13 protein-coding genes are annotated in these 16637 nt (G+C 70.7%); 3 read left to right on the top strand and 10 right to left on the bottom strand.

Going from position 1 to position 16637, the window contains the following annotated elements:
- Positions 1-148: 148 nt before the first annotated feature.
- Positions 149-1042 (top strand): CPBP family glutamic-type intramembrane protease, encoded by an 894-nt coding sequence (locus P3T39_RS28620; RefSeq protein ID WP_280702047.1) that lies wholly within the window; start codon positions 149-151, stop codon positions 1040-1042.
- Between the two features lie 160 nt (positions 1043-1202).
- Here the strand turns inward: P3T39_RS28620 and P3T39_RS28615 are convergent, their stop codons facing one another.
- On the bottom strand, positions 1203-1742 hold the full coding sequence (locus P3T39_RS28615; RefSeq protein ID WP_280702045.1) for a hypothetical protein: 540 nt from the start codon (positions 1740-1742) through the stop codon (positions 1203-1205).
- A 32-nt stretch (positions 1743-1774) separates the two neighbouring features.
- A complete protein-coding gene (locus P3T39_RS28610; protein WP_280702043.1) occupies positions 1775-2374 on the bottom strand; it encodes a hypothetical protein in 600 nt (199 codons plus the stop codon).
- Between P3T39_RS28610 and P3T39_RS28605 the strand changes: the two genes are divergently transcribed.
- On the top strand, positions 2373-3089 hold the full coding sequence (locus P3T39_RS28605; protein ID WP_280702042.1) for a hypothetical protein: 717 nt from the start codon (positions 2373-2375) through the stop codon (positions 3087-3089). The two genes, P3T39_RS28610 and P3T39_RS28605, sit on opposite strands and share 2 nt — an antisense overlap.
- On the opposite strand, the gene P3T39_RS28600 is transcribed toward P3T39_RS28605, so the two are convergent.
- The gene (locus tag P3T39_RS28600) at positions 3070-4140 is read right to left on the bottom strand and encodes a PIN domain-containing protein (protein ID WP_280702040.1); all 1071 of its coding nucleotides are present in this window, start codon (positions 4138-4140) and stop codon (positions 3070-3072) included. The genes P3T39_RS28605 and P3T39_RS28600 overlap by 20 nt on opposite strands.
- 259 nt (positions 4141-4399) lie before the next feature.
- Complete coding sequence (locus tag P3T39_RS28595) at positions 4400-6145, bottom strand: hypothetical protein (RefSeq protein ID WP_280702039.1); 1746 nt, start codon at positions 6143-6145, stop codon at positions 4400-4402.
- 521 nt (positions 6146-6666) lie between these two features.
- Here P3T39_RS28595 and P3T39_RS28590 point away from each other — a divergent pair.
- Positions 6667-7554: a hypothetical protein gene (locus tag P3T39_RS28590; RefSeq protein ID WP_280702038.1), complete on the top strand. Its 888-nt coding sequence runs from the start codon at positions 6667-6669 to the stop codon at positions 7552-7554.
- Positions 7555-7950: 396 nt separating this feature from the next.
- On the opposite strand, the gene P3T39_RS28585 is transcribed toward P3T39_RS28590, so the two are convergent.
- The 6 genes from P3T39_RS28585 to P3T39_RS28560 form a co-directional block, all read right to left on the bottom strand.
- Positions 7951-9249 (bottom strand): hypothetical protein, encoded by a 1299-nt coding sequence (locus P3T39_RS28585; protein WP_280702036.1) that lies wholly within the window; start codon positions 9247-9249, stop codon positions 7951-7953.
- 9 nt (positions 9250-9258) lie between these two features.
- Positions 9259-9714: a hypothetical protein gene (locus tag P3T39_RS28580; RefSeq protein ID WP_280702035.1), complete on the bottom strand. Its 456-nt coding sequence runs from the start codon at positions 9712-9714 to the stop codon at positions 9259-9261.
- Complete coding sequence (locus P3T39_RS28575; RefSeq protein WP_280702034.1) at positions 9711-11471, bottom strand: hypothetical protein; 1761 nt, start codon at positions 11469-11471, stop codon at positions 9711-9713. Before P3T39_RS28575 ends, P3T39_RS28580 begins: the two co-directional genes overlap by 4 nt.
- Positions 11472-11995: 524 nt before the next feature.
- On the bottom strand, positions 11996-12370 hold the full coding sequence (locus tag P3T39_RS28570) for a DUF6009 family protein (protein ID WP_280702032.1): 375 nt from the start codon (positions 12368-12370) through the stop codon (positions 11996-11998).
- Positions 12371-12526: 156 nt separating this feature from the next.
- Positions 12527-14074, bottom strand: a complete 1548-nt coding sequence (locus P3T39_RS28565) for a phage/plasmid primase, P4 family (RefSeq protein ID WP_280702030.1) — start codon at positions 14072-14074, stop codon at positions 12527-12529.
- Positions 14075-14795: 721 nt separating this feature from the next.
- Complete coding sequence (locus tag P3T39_RS28560) at positions 14796-15059, bottom strand: hypothetical protein (RefSeq protein WP_280702028.1); 264 nt, start codon at positions 15057-15059, stop codon at positions 14796-14798.
- Between the last annotated feature and the right edge of the window lie 1578 nt (positions 15060-16637).

The raw sequence follows: 16637 nt of genomic DNA, 5'->3' as shown, positions 1-16637 counted from the left end.
CTGATTCGGGGTCGAGGCGCCGCACGAGAGCCGCTGGTACGCTGCGCGGCATCGCCGCCCGCTGTCTGATCTCGTGACCGCGCAACCGCCGTCGGCAGCAGCGGCCCGGGGCGGTCCGGCCTCGGTGTGGGGTGTCGGAGGGGTGGGCGTGACGTTCGTTCAGAAGCTGCTGAGGGTACTGCCCGACCGGGTGCCGCTGCCCCGACCTCGCGCGGGGGAGAAGGGGCGTGCGATCGCCTGGTCCACCGCCGCGACCCTCGCCATCGTCTACATGGCGTACACGGTCGGGTCTGCCTGGCCGGGAGCGCGAGCGGCCGCTTCCGGCGCTGCCCCCAGCGAGGGCCACGCGGCCGCAGACAACGTGCTGTGGGCGTCCGCGGTGTGGCTTGGGCTGGCCGTACCGGCGTGGCTGCTCGTGTGGGTCGCGGAGCGGGCGCCGGCGGTTGGCCTTCGCCGCATGTCGGCCAGAGAAGTGCTGGCGGCCTCCTGCGCGGTGTTCTGCCTGGCGGAGGCGCCGATGTTCTTCGTGGGTGCGCTGTTCGAGCTCGCCCGCGCTCACTCCCGTGCCTTGGCCTCGTACTCCGGCAGCAGCGGGGGCAGTACGGTCCTGGGCGACGTGGTCTCCTCCGTGGCGGCCGGCGTCAGCGAGGAGATCGTCGTGCTGGTCCTGCCCGTCCTAGTCGCGTGGCGGATCGGCGAGGTGGTCGCCAGCGCCCGGCTGCGCCGCGTCGGCTTGGTCGTGCTCGTGGTCCTCCTGACCGCAGCGCGGCTGTCGTATCACCTGGAGTACGGGCTGGCCGCTGTGCCGCTCGTTCCGTGGGCGGTCATCTGCGTGCTCCTGTACCTGCGCTCGCGCGCGGTGCTGCCCCTCATGCTCGCGCACGCGGCCTTCGACGTGGTGCTGGCTGTGGTCAACCGGGTCGGTGTCCGGCACGGTCTCGCTGCGGCGGTGACGGTGTTCGCCGTCGTGACTGCGGTGGCTTTCGTCGCCGCGCTGGGGCTGGCCGGACGAGTCGGCCGGCGGTTCGTCCCGGCCGCATGACCCCCGGCCCCGGGCGGTACCCAGCGGCTGGGGTACTCCTACGGCGTGTGCTGCTCGTCTGCGAGATCCAGCAGCATCTGGTCGAAGACCTGACCCGGTGGCTGGGGGCCTGACCGGTCAGGCCCCCACCCTTGGGAACTACGATCCCCGCCTGCCCAGCTCAGCGGAACGGGTTGCCGTGCCCGCCGGACAGGATGTCGCGAACGATCCCGGCGATCTCCACTGCACCGTTCTCGGTGACCGGCGCCCGCACCGAGACGACCGAGCTACCAGCACTGTTGATCGTCAGCTCCCATCCCCGGTGCAGAGCGATCGTCAGCTCCGACGAGGACACCGACGTGGGCCTGCCGGGCGGGACGGCCACGGTGACACCACTGCGTGTACCCGGCACAGCATCCAGGCCGGCATCCCTCAGCGCTGCGCGCAGCCGGTCCAGCAGGGGAGCGGTCTCACTCGCCGGCCGGATCGGCTGCTCCCGGCTGCGCAGGCGCTGGAGGGTGGCCTCGGCAGCGGCGTTGACCAGCCAGTTCATGCCCGGGGAGTTGACGGTGTGGCCGTGTACGAGGGCCGCGCCGCTGAGGTCGTCGAGCAGCAAGGCGGCCGTCGTGAGGGCGGTCGGCCCGATCAGGTCGGGGCAGTCCGTGAAGAACCGGGAGAGCGCAGCCAGGGACTCGGTGGACGGGGCGCCGGTGGACGGCATGGAGTGCTCCTCGTGGCGAGGTAGTGAGCGGTTCAGCGGCCCTGCGGGCGGGCGTCGGCCTCCCGCTGGTGGTACCAGCCCTCGAAGAAGTCCTCGAGGTGTTGGACATCGGCGGGCAGCTCCCGCACGATCGCTGCGATGTCCTCTCCGGGGTGCGGCGTTCGAGGGTCGTGGCGGAGCAGGTCGGCGATGTCGGCGGCCTGAAGCGCCGCCAGTGCGGCGCGGTGACGATCGCGGAGCGGGACCAGGCCGGGGAGGGCGTCGGCGGCGGCGAGGTAGACCTCGGCCAGAGGGTCGATGGCGATCGCGTGGCCGGCGAGGTGGCGGCGGTACGCGGGGGAGTCAACCGACGCGGTGTTGGCATCCTCGCCGGGCCGGGTGGCGGCCAAGACGTGGTCCTCGCCGAGCATCGCGCTCACCGTGCCGGGTTCGGGGTACTCCTCGCCCTGGCGCCAGTGCCCGCCCGCAGGAGGGTTGTAGAGGTACGGCTCGCTCTGCCGGTCGAGGTCGGCCAGCGCCCGCAGCCCGGCGACGACCTCGTACAGGTCCAGGACCATCTCACCGGGTGCGGCGGACGCGATGAGCTCGGCCGGCTGCGGGTCGCAGTCCGCGGGGACGGGGACCCCCGCCATGCCACCACTGCTGCGCTTCCTGCGCGCACGCCGCGCCAACCTCAACCCCACGCTGCGCCTGCCCGCCACCACGCCCAAACTCGCCCTCACCCTGCTGGTGCTCGCCGGGCACGCACTGGTGCAGGCCGTGGACGGGGCGCCGGGCGATCCGCGGGCGAAGCCGGTCTTGACCGAGTGCCTGACCCGGCTGGCGACGAGCCCGATCGGGGACCGCGTCCAGCCCGGGGACCTGGCCTTCGCCCTGACCGACGAGCAGCGGCAGTCCGCCGACGCCACCGTGTTCGCGCGCGACGAGATCCGCAGGTTCCTCACCGAGGCCGTGCCCCTGCGCAGGGCCGTCGCGGCTCCGGACCAGCCCGCGCTCCTCGTCCTGGACCTCACCGCGCGACCCGAGGCCGAGGACCTCATGCGCGTCATGGCCACCGACAATCCCGCCGACGGCGCAGACACGGTCACCCGCTGGCGGGCGCTGGGCGGCCTGATCCGGCTCGAAGTCACCTGGCTGGAGCCGGTACACACCGAACTCGCCGTGGTCCTGGAACTCGACAAGCACCACGAGGAGCCGACCGCTATCGCCGCTGGCGGGTGCGTCGCGCTGACCTCGACCGACCCGGCCGACAGCCTCGACACCCTGTTCTCGCTCGTCCGGGTCGCCACCGACGGCACAAGCCTGTCCGACGTCATGGCGGCTGCTGCTACGGCTCGCAGGCGTTGATCGCGGGCCGGCCGATGGTCCACTGGTCGCGTGGGAGCCGCATGAAAGCGCGGTGCGCACGCATCTCCCGCCGCAGCCGAGCCGCCGAGACCGAGACGTTGTCGCGGTCGGCCAGCGCGTCCCGCAGTTCCACCGCGGTGAGCGGCCGACTGTGCCGGGCCAGGCAGCGCGCGGCCGACTGCTCCACGGACGGGAACGCGGTCGCCTCCACCACCGTCAGCGTCCCGCTCAGGTCGGCGTGCTCCTGCTTCGCATCGGCCACCACCTGTAGCACCGATTCCGTGATGTCCCAGAGCCCGGACAGCAACGGCCGCCATCCCGCGGTCAGTCGGCCGGTCCGCCACAGATACCAGAGTGCTCCGGCCACCGCAGCCGCCGTCAGCTCGGGCCGACGGGCCGCGACGTCCACGAGCTTGCCGATGCCTGCGGCGCTCGCCTCGAGGACGTACCCGGCGAGAAGCACCGCGTTGGCCCCGTTCGCCTCCAGGCCCGCCGTCCGCAGCAGCGTCTGCGCCACCGTCAGCGAATCCATGACCGCGAGGCCGAAGCGCTCGAACACCTTGTCGCGGGTGAACAGCACACTCGGGCCCAGGAGCTCCGCCAGCGCCATGGTCGGAGCGTCGTCGGGGTCCCCCTGCTGCGCCTTGGGCAGGCCCGGGATCCGGCGCAGGATGTGCCGGGTTCCCGGTGCGAGGTGGTCGCGGATCTCCAGGTCGACCACCCGCACCAGCGGCAGGGTGTGCTCCCGCAGCGCGGCGTCCGCCGCCCCGGTCGGCACCCCGAAGGTCCGGGCCATCTTGGGCAGGTGCTCGTCGATCTCCTCCAGGACGTGCGGCGCCACGTAGAGAGTCGCGCGCCGAGTGCCGGCGAGCGCGGCCAGCGGGTGGTGGGGCCTATTGTGCTTGGCCTGGCTGCACGCCTCGATCAGAAGGGCGTTCGTGTCCAGCACCGCCAGAAGCATCCGCCCGTGCAGCACCATCGGGTTGATGGCTATCGGGTTCTGCGGCAGCGTCCTGGACGGCGCGGCCGGGCGGGGAAGTTCGAGGACCATGGTCCCCAGTGTGGCGTCAACCCGCAGTACAAGACAGGACTTTTCGATCAACTCGGAGGCAGGCTCCGGTCATCGACGAGGAGGGCTCCGGTGAACGGCCCGGTGCAGCCCAGCCTCACCCCCATAGACGGCAGCAGATTGACCGGCTCGTCGAGCCAGCCAGGTGTTCGGCCCCGGCCACTGTCAGCCCGAACCGCTCGAACCCCGGCCGGCCAGCCTTCACCCATCGCCTGATCGTAGGCGGCCGGGCGCCTCGGGATCACGCGATCGGCAGCGCCTGCGGGGCAAGGACCTGACGGTCGTATTCGGCGCGGAGCGCCTCGAGTTCCGCCCACCGCGCGGTCCACCCTGCCGGGGGCTCGGGCTCCGTGACTGCGGTGCCGTCCCACACCGGGCCGGGGACGTACAGGGCGAGCAGCTCGCGCCGCAGAGCGCGCTCGTCGTCCTGGACGATCCTGACACCGCCGGTCCACAGATCGCCGTCCGCCACGGTGGCGACCAGGCCGTGCTGCAGCAAGTGTCCGATGCGGACCGCCCACCACTTGCTGTCCTGGTGATTGCGGAAGTCGTTGCGGCGGGCGAGGTCGACGGCCGAGAGCGCCCCGGCGCCGCGGATGTCGTCCAGGAGCTGGCGATGGACCTCGGTGAGCCGGGGCAGCTTCCGAGGCTTGGCCTGGCTCTCGTTGCGGGGGAGAGGAACACGGGCGGCGTCCCGGAGGCGGGCGTAGAACCCCGTGAGGCAGGCGGCCTCGTGGCGACTACGCCACCAAGCCTCCCGGTCTGGCCGGTCCACCAGCTCCAGCAGGCCCGGGCAGACGTCGCACAGCCGCAGCGTCACCGGTGCCTGCTCCTCCCGCCCACGCTTCGGCCACCATTCCCGCTGCGCCGCCCCGCGGTCGTAGCCGCACAGCGCGCAGCCAGCGGGGTGGTAGGGCTCGGCGGTCAGGGCGTCGAGGCTCTGGCGTACCGCCCCGTACAGGGAGAGGTAGCCGACGAACCCGGACGTTTCGCTGCGGCCCAGGGACAGGCAGGTATCACACAGGGCGATCGGGGAGCGTTCGAACGACTCACCCCGCGCGGCTACCCGGGTGCTGGGGAGCTGGCGTCGACACCAGGAGCAGCCGGTGGCCGGCGCGGGATCGGCGGGCGCCTCGTAGGCCGGGGTGGGTGCGACTTTGACGGTCAGGTCGCGGGTCTCCAGGAACAACACCCGGCCCTCGACGCCGTCGGGGTGTGTGAAGAGGCGGACGGCCTTGCTGCGGCCGGCCAGGGCGAGGCGGGTTCGCCAGTGCCCGTAGCCGTGCATGTCCAGGACGCGGTCGGTGAAGCCGCGGTCGAGTGCATCGTCGTGCAACCGCTTCTCCGCCTTCGCCTGCTCGCGCGGGTCGGCCAGCCGGGGCTGGAGAAGCACGGCCAGGTCGACATGCAGGAGCTGCTCGCGGGAGGGGTCGACGTAGTGACCTACGGCGCGGATCGACTTCACCCACCACAGGTGCTCGTCCGGGTTCTCGTTGATCGCGGCGGCGGCCTTGAGCACCTTGGCCACCAGTGCGTCGGCGGCCCGGCGGGTGGACGGCCTGCGCCCAGAGGCGTAGGCAAGTACGCGGCCGCGAGGGGTGAGCTTCCAGGTCCGGTAGTCGTGTTCGTACTCGGACTGCGGCTCGTCCTCGGAGTCCGGTCCGCTCAGCAGTCCGGCCTGGCCCAGTGCCGCGAGGAAGCCCAGCGCGGCCGGCTTGTCCGTGTTGAGGGCGCGCACCGTGTCGTCAGGTTGAATGCCCCAGGGATCAGCGCGGCGCAGCAGGTCGCGGGACGTGCGGAGCGGACGGCCGAGGAAGGGAGAGCCGAGGTCGACGGCGAGGGCGCCCTCGTAGGTGGAGAGCCCGCCGAGCGGCATCAGCCCCGGACGGTCCTCGTGGGCGGTCCGGCCACGCAGTTCGTCGAGGAGCTCGCGCTCGCCGGGGCTCCGTCCGAGCCCGCCGGACTTGGTGGGGCGCTCTGCTCGCACGGTCAACCTCTCGGTGGCGCGGGTGTGCTGTGGATCAGGCTAGCGAGTCGTAACCGTGCTCGTCGCACGCTTGGAGCTACGCCCCACGTCTCGGTTGGAGCGGGCTGTGGAACCGGCGGTGCTCCTGGAAGTCCTGCCGGTAGCGCGCCCCGGTGGTCAAGCCCCCCGGTCCTCTGTCCCATGTCGCAAGGTCTTGACACCAATGTCAAAGCCTCCCGACATTTCGCGAACCGAACGTCCCTTACGCGGGACACGACACCGGAGCATTGGTCGCCCGTTCCCGTTGCTGACGAGTGGTGGCGGGACGCGCCGAGCCCGCCCGGACTCGGTAGTTCCTGGTCTTCGGGTGCACGACCTGCTTGAATCCTGTCGGGCTATCCCGGCGGCCCTGCTGGCGAGCACCGGCCCTTGCGCTCGCATCCCCCAGCCAGTGGTGATCGACATCCCGGTAAAGACGCAGTCACACCCACACAGGCACACCCTCATCGCGCCAAGGCCGGGGCACCGCGAAGGGACATGCCATGGCTTCTAACCTCGCCAAACTCCTGCGCCAGCGCAGCGCCTACACCGGCGAACGCCTGAACGCGGCCCAGCGAGACCTGGCTCCTCAGCATCGCCGGGCTCAGCCCATCCCGGCTGCGGACAACCCCGACCAGGCCCGCTTCGAGCACTGGATCCTCGACGCCTGCGCCTGCCCGCACGTCATCACCATGAACCCGTGCGGCTTCTCGGCCGTCCGGCCGGCACCGGATCACCTGACGCTCACAGTGGAGAGCGACCCGCGGTTCGTCCAAGATCTCGCCGGACGGATCCTTCCCGCAGGCGACACCGAGCTGTGCGGGATCCCCGGGCTCAGGTACCGCCGGACCGCCGTCGGCGCCGTGGCGCTCTACCTCGCCGGGACCGCAGCGAGTGTGACTCTCCGCGGAGTCTCCTGGGCCGACTGGGTAGAAGCCGCCGACGCCCGGCTCGCTCGACTCACCCAAGACGGCGACCCCACACTGTGGACAGGTCCGCAGGGGGCCCTCACCAGCCAGGAGCGCGAGTATCTCCGCGGGTTCCGCTTCCTACAGGATGCTGAGCACCCCACCTGGCTGCCCAGCGGCATCCTGCGCCGTATCGCGGTGTTCCAGGCCGGTGGCGGACCCAGGTCGTGCCTCGGCTGGAAGGGCGGGCGCTACGACGAGCAGCACTGGGTCTTCCAACTGCTGTACCGACCGGGGCAGTCACTCCCGCACGATCGGATCACCGCGCTGCTCACCGACCCCGTGTTCGGCCTGCCGTTGGCCGCCGCCCGAACGGAGTGCCGCTGCCCGCACGGCGACGAGCGAAAGCAGTGTTGGGTGGATCTGCGGTCAACGCGGGACACAATCAGCAGTGTCCAGCTGCGGTTCAGTTATCGGCCCTGAGCCTCCCCATGCGAGAGGCCCGGCAGCGAATCTGCTCCTGCCTCGGACCAGCACAACGGCGCCGAGCCACCATCCGAGCCGGGGCGATTCGGGCGACAGCGTGCGGCCTGGGCGCCCGCAGACCGGAGCGGGCCCGCCTTGGAGTGGGCCGACCTGCCAGCCGTGCGCGAGCCCCGCCTTGGCCACGAAAGCAACCTTGGGCAGCCCGGCCACCCCTGCTCTCAGCGGAGTAGCTAATGACGGTGTTGGCCAGCGCCAGTACCGGGGCCGCTGGCACAAACCATCGGTAGACCGGCGATACTCAGTCTGGTGTGACGCTTCCATTCGAGACATATCAATGGGCATATGTTCCGGCATGGATCTCCGTCGCTGCACCGCCCTGCGCGGCCGTGGTCATCAGATCCGGTGGGGCTGCGGACTCTGGTACTCCTCCCATAGCACGGTCCGGCCCGCTCCCCGCCGGTGGCGTACCCCGCTCAGGCCGATGATCCGGTGCTGCGCCACGGTGACGGCACGATGGCCGTCCACGGGCCTAAACCGCAGGAGGCCGCGGCGGGGGTCCCAGTCCTCGGGGGGGCCGAACAGCGTGTGCACCGCGGTGGCGCCGGCCGGGCCTGTTTCGACGTGCAGTCGCATCGCCACCCAGTCGTAGCAGTGGGGGAGCAGGGTGATCAGCTGCTGGCGGGCGGGGCCGTCGTCGGTGTCGTCGGGCACCCAGGTCCAGCGGCCCTCGGTGAAGGCATCGGTCCACTTCCACATGGATTCGTCCCGGCGCTTGTCCGACCAGTGCAGCTGGTCCTGGTCGCCCCGGGCGGCGCGCTCGGCGGCGCGGGCCGCCTGGACGTCGGCTGAGGCCTCGGGGACGGGACCGTACGTGGATGCGTCCCCGGCCAGGTACGGGTAGGCCGTTCGCAGGAGGGCTGAGGCCGCCGCCTCGGTCGCGGTCTCGTCCCCGTTGGCTCGGGTGTCACCGGCGGTGATCCGGCCGCGCTGGTGGCGGGCGTGGTCGACGGCCTGGTCGGCGGCGTACCGGGGGACGGAGAGCACCACCGCGTACCGGGGTTCGCGCTGGTAGGGGTCGTACGGGTCGGCGCCCAGGTGGTCGGGGACGGTGGGGCCGGCCTGCGGGAAATGGGCGAGGTAGGCGAGGTCTTCATCTTCGGGCCGGGTCAGCGGCCAGTCCCGGACGAGCAGCAGCACGCGCTCGTCCGAGTCGTCCGCGCCGGGGGCGAGCGCGTCTTCCAGTCGGGTGCACCACGTGGTGACGGTCTCCTTCCACCACGCCTGGAGCACGGCGTCCGCCCAGGCGGACGGCGAGGGGAAGTCCCCGGCCGGAACCGCCGGCGGGTCCGGTAGGACCGTGACGTCCCAGACGCGCGCGCCCGCCCAGCGCTTTCCGGCCTGGTCCAGGGTGAAGGCGAGCGCCTCGCCGGCGGTCCGTCGCTGGCGGCGGGCCGCGCTCCACGCGCTGCGCACCAGCGGCCACAGGGAGGCGTGCTCCCAGTCGTAACGGCTGCCCCGCCCGGTGGCCGTGTCGAGTGCGCGGGAGGTGGCGTGGACGTCCCGCTCCTCGGCCACGGTGTCGCAGGCCCGGCTGATCGCGGCGGTGGTGTCGGCCGCGGGAGCCGCGGCCTGGTAGGCGGCCAGGGCGAGGTGGGAGCGCTCGACGCAGGCGGTCCAGGCCCGCAGTGCCATCCAGGCCTGCTAGCCGACGGTGGGGTCGTCCAACCAGGGCTTCAGCAGGGCGCGGACGGTCTCGTCGTCGTGGTGGGCACCGGCCGCGAGGGCACGGGCGTACCCGGGCCAGGTGCAGGGCCCGCCGTGGCCGGCGAGCGCCCGGGCCCGGCCGTCGGCCTCGACGATCGCCAGGCAGGCCTGCCACAGGCCGCGCACGGCGTCGTCCAGCGCGTCAACGGGCGAGCACTTCGCGCAGATGCCGGCCAGCTGGTCCAGAAAGGGGTGATCGAAGGCAACGGTGAAGTCCCGGGCGTGCTGGCAGCCGCCGCCCCACCGCTTCGCCGCCTCCGGGAGGACGACGTGCCACTTGCCGTTGCCGCGCCGGGCCAGCGGGACGGTGGCCGACAGGATCGCGGGCAGGGCCACCCCCGCCTGCTCCAGAGTCTGCCGGTCGGGCGTCTTGCTGCCGTACCGCGCGCTCATGACCGGCCCGCCGTCGCGCCAGCGGCGGTCATGGCCAGGTGGTCGCGCTCGGCCCGCAGGCCTTCGAGCGCCGCCCACCGCGAGCTCCAGTCTGCCGGCGGCTCGGGCTCGGTAACCACGGTCCCGTCCCACACCGGCCCGGGGGAGTACAAGGTGAGGAGCTCACGCCTAAGCTCCCGTTCGTCGGCCTCCACGAGGCGCACCGGATCGGTCCACTCGTCACCGTTCGTGCCGACGGTGACGACCAGGCCGTGCTGCATGAGGTGCCCGAGGCGCACGACCCACCGCTTGATGCCCTGCTGGCGGGACCGGCCCTCCCGGCGGGAGAGGTCCCGTGCGGAGAGCACTCCGGCGCCGCGGACGTCTTCGAGTAGCTGGCGGTGGACATCCGTGAGCCGGGGCAGCGGACGGCGCTTCGCGCGACCCTCACTGCGGGGGAGGGGCACGGCGGCCGCCTGCTGCAGGCGAGCGCTGAACCCGGCCAGGCAGGCCAGCTCGTGGCGGGCCCGCCACCACTGCGGCCGGTCCGACCGGTCGGCCAGTTCCAGCAGGCCCGGGCACACGTCGCACAGCCGCAGGGTGACCGGCTCCTCCTGGTCCCGGCGGTCACGCTCGGGCCACCAACTGCCCTCCACTGCGCCGGAGTTGCCGCACAGCGCGCAGCCGTAACCGTGGTAGGGCTCGGCGGAGAGTGCGGCCAGCGTGTCGTGCACCGCCCCGAACACCGACAGGGAGCCCAGGAACCCGCCCCCTTCGCTGCGCCCCAGGGCCAGGCAGGCGTCGCACAGCGCGATCGGGGAGCGGCCGACGGACATGCCCTTGACCGCGACCCGGGTTGCCGGGACCTGGCGCTGGCACCACGAGCACCGGTCGGCCGGCTCGGGCTCGGCGAGCGGCTCGTAGGCCGGGGGCGAAGCGGCGGCGATGGTCAGGTCACGTAGTTCCTGGAACAGCAGCAGGCCATCCTCGCCGCCGGGGGAGAGGATGAACAGCCGCACCGCCTTGCTCCGGCCGGCCAGGGCCAGCCGGGTCTTCCAGTGCCCGTAGCCGTTCATGTCCAGGACCCGCTCGGTGAAGCCGCGGTCCTGCGCGTCGTCGTGCAGCCGTTGCTCCGCCTTCGCCTGCTCCACGCGGTCGGCCAGCCGGGGCCGCAGCCGGACGGCCAGGTCGACGTGGAGGAGCTCCGCCCGGCCGGGGTCTGCGTAGTGCCCGACCGCGCGGATCTCCTGGACCCACCAGAGGCGCTCGTCCGGGTTCTCGTTGACCGAGGCCGCGCTCGTGAGCACCTTGGCCACCAAGGCCTCGGCCGCGCGGCGGGTGGACGGCCGGCGGCCCGAGGCGTAGGCGAGCACCTTCCCGGTCGGGGTGAGCTTCCAGGTGCGGTAGTCGTGCCCGTACTCGTCCTGCGCCTCGCCGTCGGGGCTAGGACCGCTGAGGAGGCCACGCCGGACGAGCCCGGCGAGGAAGTTCACCGCGGTCAGCTTGTCACTGCCAAGAGCGCGCATCGCGTCGTCAGGCCGGACACCCCAGGGGTCGGCACGCCGCAGCAGGTCGCGAGACGTACGAAGCGGTCGGCCGAGGAACGATGCGCCAAGGTCGACGGCAAGGGTGCCCTCGTAGGCACCGAGCCCGCCGAGGGGCATCAGCCCGGCGCGGTCCTCGTGGGCGCTGCGGCCGCGCAAGTCCTCGATGAGCTCGCTCTCCCCGGGGCTCTGCCCAAGGTCGCCAGCGGACGTGGTGGGACGGTCTGCACGCACGGACAAGCCTCTCGGTGGCGCGGGGTGCTCTGGACCAGGCTAGCTAGCGACTTGGACCCCGGCCGTTGGCGCGGCCGCCGCGATGGTCTCGGACTTCGCGCTGGCGCTCCTCCGGGCCCTGCTACGCCCTTGCCGGGCTCGGGTGCGACGGATCGCTCACGGCACCGTGGAGGCTGGCGATGTCAAGACCTCTCGACATTGATGTCGCAACCCTTCGACATTTTGTCCCCTGAACGTCCCCTACCTGGGACACCATCCGCTGGCGTCTGACGACCCTTGATGAGGCAGACACCCGTGCGTATCACTGTTACTGAGAATCACAGTGATACGCACTGCAGGCCGGTTCACCTTCTCTGGTCGCAGCCCGGCCGAAAGCGGCAGCAGCTCAACTTGACGGTCCCTGCTTGCCTTCGAGCCCGGCCTCGGATCCAATTGGTTTCGCACCTGCCCCGGTTCGTCCTCGGAAGCTGTCGTCTCGGACCGGGACGCTGTCCCCGACCGCAGTGGGCCGGCCGCGTCCCCGGTTAGGTGCGGGTGCTGTTCCGGCCGCGTTGCGAGCGTGGGGTCTTCTCCCCGACGGTACGGGGCTCAACGGTGCGGGGGTCGACGGCCTCGCCGGGCGCGCCAGCGGCATAGAGGCCTGCGGGGTCGAGGTCTCGGTCGTGCGGCAGGAGGAAGAAGACGCGGCGGCGGTGCAGGCCGCTGTCGGGGTCGGCTTCTGCGGCTTCGTCGAGTTCGGCGTAGCCGACCATGCGGCCGGCCCGGAGCCAGCGGGGCTTGCCACGGCGGCGCGGGGTTTTGTCGATGGTTTGGCGTACGTAGTCGAAGGCCGACGGGTCCTCCAGCCAGACCACGGTCGCTTCGTGGCTGAGAACGCTCTGGTCCAGTAGCGAGCTCATGACCGAGGGCCTTCCTTCGTGGTTGTGGGCCGGAACTGGAGACGGGTGGCGGGCAGGAACGGGTAGGTGGTGCCTGCATCGTAGAGCGGGCGGGCCTGCCGGGTGTAGACGGCGCGGACGGGTGTCCACACGCCGCCTGCCCACGGGGCCGGGCGTTCAGTCGACAAGGAGGCCGATCCCCGGGTAGAACTTGCGCCCGTTGGACTTGACCATGTCGTTGGGCGAGGCCAGGCCGAGGTCCGTGCGAACGCGGGTGGCGAAGGCGCGCTTGCTGGTGGGGCGGGTGCCCTCTCCGAAGTTGCACCAGGCAGCGTACGCGGCGTAGAGCTGCCCCTGCTCGACACGCAGCTCGGCTTCCTCGCTGTTGCGGGTGCAGCATTCGGTCAGGAAGCGACCGATGGTGTCCTCGGTGGTGGCGTATGCGTCGGTGGCCAGGCGGACCCGAGTGGGGCCTTCCAGCGGGTCGGACAGGCTGCCGCCGGCCTGCCGCTGCTCACGGAGGGCGTGGTAGCGAACGGCGCCCTGGACGACCCAGTGGAGGATGCCGGGCCCTTCGTCGCGGACCAGTTCCAGCGCCAGGTTGTCGATCTTGTTCTCGTCGGAGACGGTCTTTTCGAAGGGGACCAAGCGGATGCGGCGCCAGAATGCGAAGCCGCCGGTGCCGACCTCCGGCTTGTGGTTGCCCAGCAGCCACAGGTGGTGCGTCGGTGGGAAGGAGAAGTAGTCCTGCCGCATCCGGCGGGCCTTGATCTTGTCGCCGCCGGTGAGCAGCTTGACGCGGGCTTCGTCGAAGCGGTCGGTCGCCTTGAGCTCGGAGCACACCAGGAGACGCCGACCGTGGAGTTCGGTCAGCTCCGTGGAGTGCTCCGTGAAGGCCCCGCGGTCCATCAGGAAGCCGGGCGGGGCAGCGTCGGCGTAGTCGCCGAGGAGCTGCAGCATGACGTCCAGGAGGACGCTCTTGCCGTTCTTGCCCTCGCCGTAGAGGAATGGCAGGACCTGGCCGCCGACGTCGCCTGTGGTGGAGTAGCCGAGCAGGACGTGCAGAAAGTCGATCATCTCCCGGCCGGCCTGGTCGTCGCCGAACGTCTCGACGAGGAACCGGTTCCAGCGGGGGGTGGGCATGTCCTCCGGCGCCACACTGGTGGCTCGGGAGTGGCATCCATCGAAGGGCGAGGGCTTCTGCAGCTCGCCGGTTCGCAATTCGATCACCCCACCAGGAGTGCACAGCGCCCAGGGGTCGCTGTCCAGGTCCCAGGCCGCCATGGACAGGTCGGGGGATGCCTTGGCCTGCTCAAGGAAGCTCTTGATCCCAGCCGTGCTGCTGGAGCGCCGACGGTGCAGGGCAATCTCACGGTCGGTGAAGATGCTCGCCGGGTCGCTGTCGGGCATCTGCTCAGCGAGCTCACCGGCGGCCCACAGCGCGGCCTTCTCCGCCCCGCGCCTCCACCGGTAGTCCGCCCACTCGTACCACCCCAGGCCCTCGACGTGGCGGAAGACGTCCTTGTGCAGGCGGATAAAGAGCTTGGCATTGCCCCGGTCTGTCAGTTGGTGTGGCAGCAGGCCGTCGTCCTCTGCCCGGACCGCTGCGCCGGCACCCTTCTGGTGGGGCAGCGGTGAGGCCGGGGTGAGCTGCTCCTCGAACTCCAGCATCTGCTGGGCCGAGGCAGCGGCGTCGAGCCCTCGCGGGGTGTCGGCGACGCTCATGGACGACGTCCTTTGAGGTGGAGCGGGCGCAGAGCGCTCGCCGGGAGGGAGACGGTGATCAGATCTTCGATTCCGTGTGCTTGTTGGGCGGGGGCAGCTGACGCTGCAGCCCGACGCTTGGCCACGGCGTGCTCGCGGCTGAGCTCCCTGAGCCCTCGCACGGCCATCACTGAGGGTGGGCCGCTCGACTCAGGTGCGGGCACGTTCAGTCCTTCGTAGGGTCGGGTCTCGGCACCAGCAGCTTCCGCCGGTTGGCGGACAGAGACCAAAGGGACCGAAGGGACCGAGTTCTGCAATGGGATCCAGAGCCTAGCGTGCGGCGGCGTGATCCCCACGTTCGCGCCCCCGGACGGTCCAGCCCCACCAGGCCACCGGCGGAGCCTGCCTGATCTGCCATTTTGTGCAGAAGTGAGACGTTATGCCTGATTTGGAGAGACCGAAGGGACTGAACTCCCGAACCCTATCCGGCTGCTCCCGGGGGGGTCCGAGACACGCCGAAAGGCATGCCCAATGTTCAAACTCAGTCCCTCTAGACCCTTCGGTCTCTGCTACTGGAACCACGTTCCGGGACCGAGGTGGTCCAGGCCAACGCAGTCGACGCAAAACCCCGACGACCACGGCGCCCCCACCCTTCCCGATCCCACCGGCCGGCCCTCCCCAACCTGGGCACGGCGTCGCACACCTCCACCCCGACCACACGCGGGGGAAGGGGCGCACCCCTCTACTCGCGGGGCACCGTTCCCAGATAGCGCAGCCACGGCACGTCCCTGACAATGCCCAGCTGGACATCGGCGCGGCCGTGCTCCCGGATCGCCTGCTGCGCCTGGTCGTGGTTGAGGATCTCCCTCACGGTGAGGACCTCCACGCAGGAGCCGAGGGCGACTGCATGCTCGCCGAACTGCAGCGTCAGCTGCGTGATCACCTCGATGCGGTCGGGCAGGTTCTCGTGGAGGAGCCACAGACCTTCCTCGCCGGCCACCTCCATGGACACCGTCCCTGCGGTGCGCTGGAGCGTTTCCCCCCGCAGGAGGGCCAGGGCCTCCCGTACATCGGCGGCGTCCCCGCGGGTGAAGTGCTCGGGTACGGGGAAGTACCGGCCCGGGCGTTCTGAAGCGCAGTCAGATCGCTGTACGCATCGGCTCCGGCGGCGGCGTCTGGGTCCAGGCCGGTGGGGGGTGCAAATCGTTGGGGCTCGTGGTGGCGATCCGGGTGGGCTCGGCGCCAGTGAACGCCACCTCGAACACGCGGCCTGATGGTCCAGTCCGTCATCGACCTCCACACCCGGCTACGCCCGTGCGGGGCCCTCAGCGGCCCTGCACGGCCCGAGGGGGCCCACACCTACGGTCCCTGCCCGCGCAGTGGGCACCGAGCTCCTGACCGCAGTAGAGAGCGTCCCGCAGTCCTGCAGCAGGGGCTCAACACGCTTTCGAACCCTGGCTCGCTCATATTCAGTCCCTAGGGATAACTGCACGTCAAGTGGGGTACACGGCCCGCCTCAGGGACTGAAGTGACTCAACTCCCTAATTATGAGCAGAATCTTGTACCTGTCCGATATGTATGCGCGCGCACATATAAACGAGCATCCACATGTAGAAATCCGCTCATAACTGCAGCGTTCAGTCCCTTCAGTCCCTCCTTCCAGACCAAAATGCACTCTGACCTGCGGAAACGTCACAGGGACTGAAGAGCAGGGCAGCAGGGTCCGAAGCCGATTCGACGGACACGCACAGGACGTCGGTACCTGCCGCATGTGCCGCTTCCGCCGCCCGGGCTGGGGTCGCCTGTTCGACTGACTCAGTGCCCGCCTGGCACGTCAAGGCGCCGATCACGATCTTCCGGCTGCCGCCGGAACCGGGCCCTTGAGGGCCCTGATCGCGCTCTTGAATCTCGGGTGCTCTCCACCGCTGCACGCCCCTGGTGGCCGGGCCGCCCGGAGCCGGCCCCGCGTTGTTGCCAGCTGTCTTTGAGGTCAGTGGGGCTCAGCCCGGAGGGCCTTTGGGTGTCTGGCGCCGGTGTGATGCGGTGTCGGTTTGTTGGTCGGTTCGGGCGTTGACGGGTGGTGTGGATTTGGTGGTGGCTTCTTCGGTGGCGGCTTGGGGTGGGTTGTTGGTGGGTGTGGTTTCCGGTGTTGTTGACTTCTTGTCAGCGTCTTTGTAGTGGGCTGTTGTTCTCTGGTGGTGGTGTTTTCCGGTGGGTTCTCGGGGTTGGCCCGGAGGGCTGTCTCGGTCTTTTCTCGTGTGGTTTTTCGGGGTGCGGCCCGGAGGGCCGTTGTGCTGCTTAGTGGTCTGTTCCATTTGGTCTACGCCACTCGTGAATGTCTATGGTCTAGTCCTTATAGGTCTAAACCACTTGAAAACTGACGGACTCTCAGCAACAACTGACATACCGCCACGGAATCCATCCCCGCGCACCCCCGCCCCCGACCCGCTACACTGGACCCATGACGACCAGCACCCACCACCCCAGCGCGGAGCGCGCCACCACACACACTCTGACCAGGCAAAACACCCCTCACACTCCCCGAAAAGGCCGGCCTCCGGCCACCCCCACCCACCGCGCTCCG

Source organism: Kitasatospora sp. GP82 (assembly GCF_029892105.1).
Taxonomy (GTDB): Bacteria; Actinomycetota; Actinomycetes; order Streptomycetales; family Streptomycetaceae; genus Kitasatospora.
This window is presented reverse-complemented; position numbering and strand designations above follow the sequence as displayed.

Coding starts and splice junctions, on each gene's coding strand:
- P3T39_RS28560 (WP_280702028.1), bottom strand. CDS start 15,059: ATGGAGGTGGCCGGCGAGGAAGGTCTGTGGCTCCTCCACGAGAACCTG.
- P3T39_RS28605 (WP_280702042.1), top strand. CDS start 2,373: ATGCCACCACTGCTGCGCTTCCTGCGCGCACGCCGCGCCAACCTCAAC.
- P3T39_RS28570 (WP_280702032.1), bottom strand. CDS start 12,370: ATGAGCTCGCTACTGGACCAGAGCGTTCTCAGCCACGAAGCGACCGTG.
- P3T39_RS28580 (WP_280702035.1), bottom strand. CDS start 9,714: ATGAGCGCGCGGTACGGCAGCAAGACGCCCGACCGGCAGACTCTGGAG.
- P3T39_RS28590 (WP_280702038.1), top strand. CDS start 6,667: ATGGCTTCTAACCTCGCCAAACTCCTGCGCCAGCGCAGCGCCTACACC.
- P3T39_RS28565 (WP_280702030.1), bottom strand. CDS start 14,074: ATGAGCGTCGCCGACACCCCGCGAGGGCTCGACGCCGCTGCCTCGGCC.
- P3T39_RS28610 (WP_280702043.1), bottom strand. CDS start 2,374: ATGGCGGGGGTCCCCGTCCCCGCGGACTGCGACCCGCAGCCGGCCGAG.
- P3T39_RS28585 (WP_280702036.1), bottom strand. CDS start 9,249: ATGGCACTGCGGGCCTGGACCGCCTGCGTCGAGCGCTCCCACCTCGCC.
- P3T39_RS28600 (WP_280702040.1), bottom strand. CDS start 4,140: ATGGTCCTCGAACTTCCCCGCCCGGCCGCGCCGTCCAGGACGCTGCCG.
- P3T39_RS28615 (WP_280702045.1), bottom strand. CDS start 1,742: ATGCCGTCCACCGGCGCCCCGTCCACCGAGTCCCTGGCTGCGCTCTCC.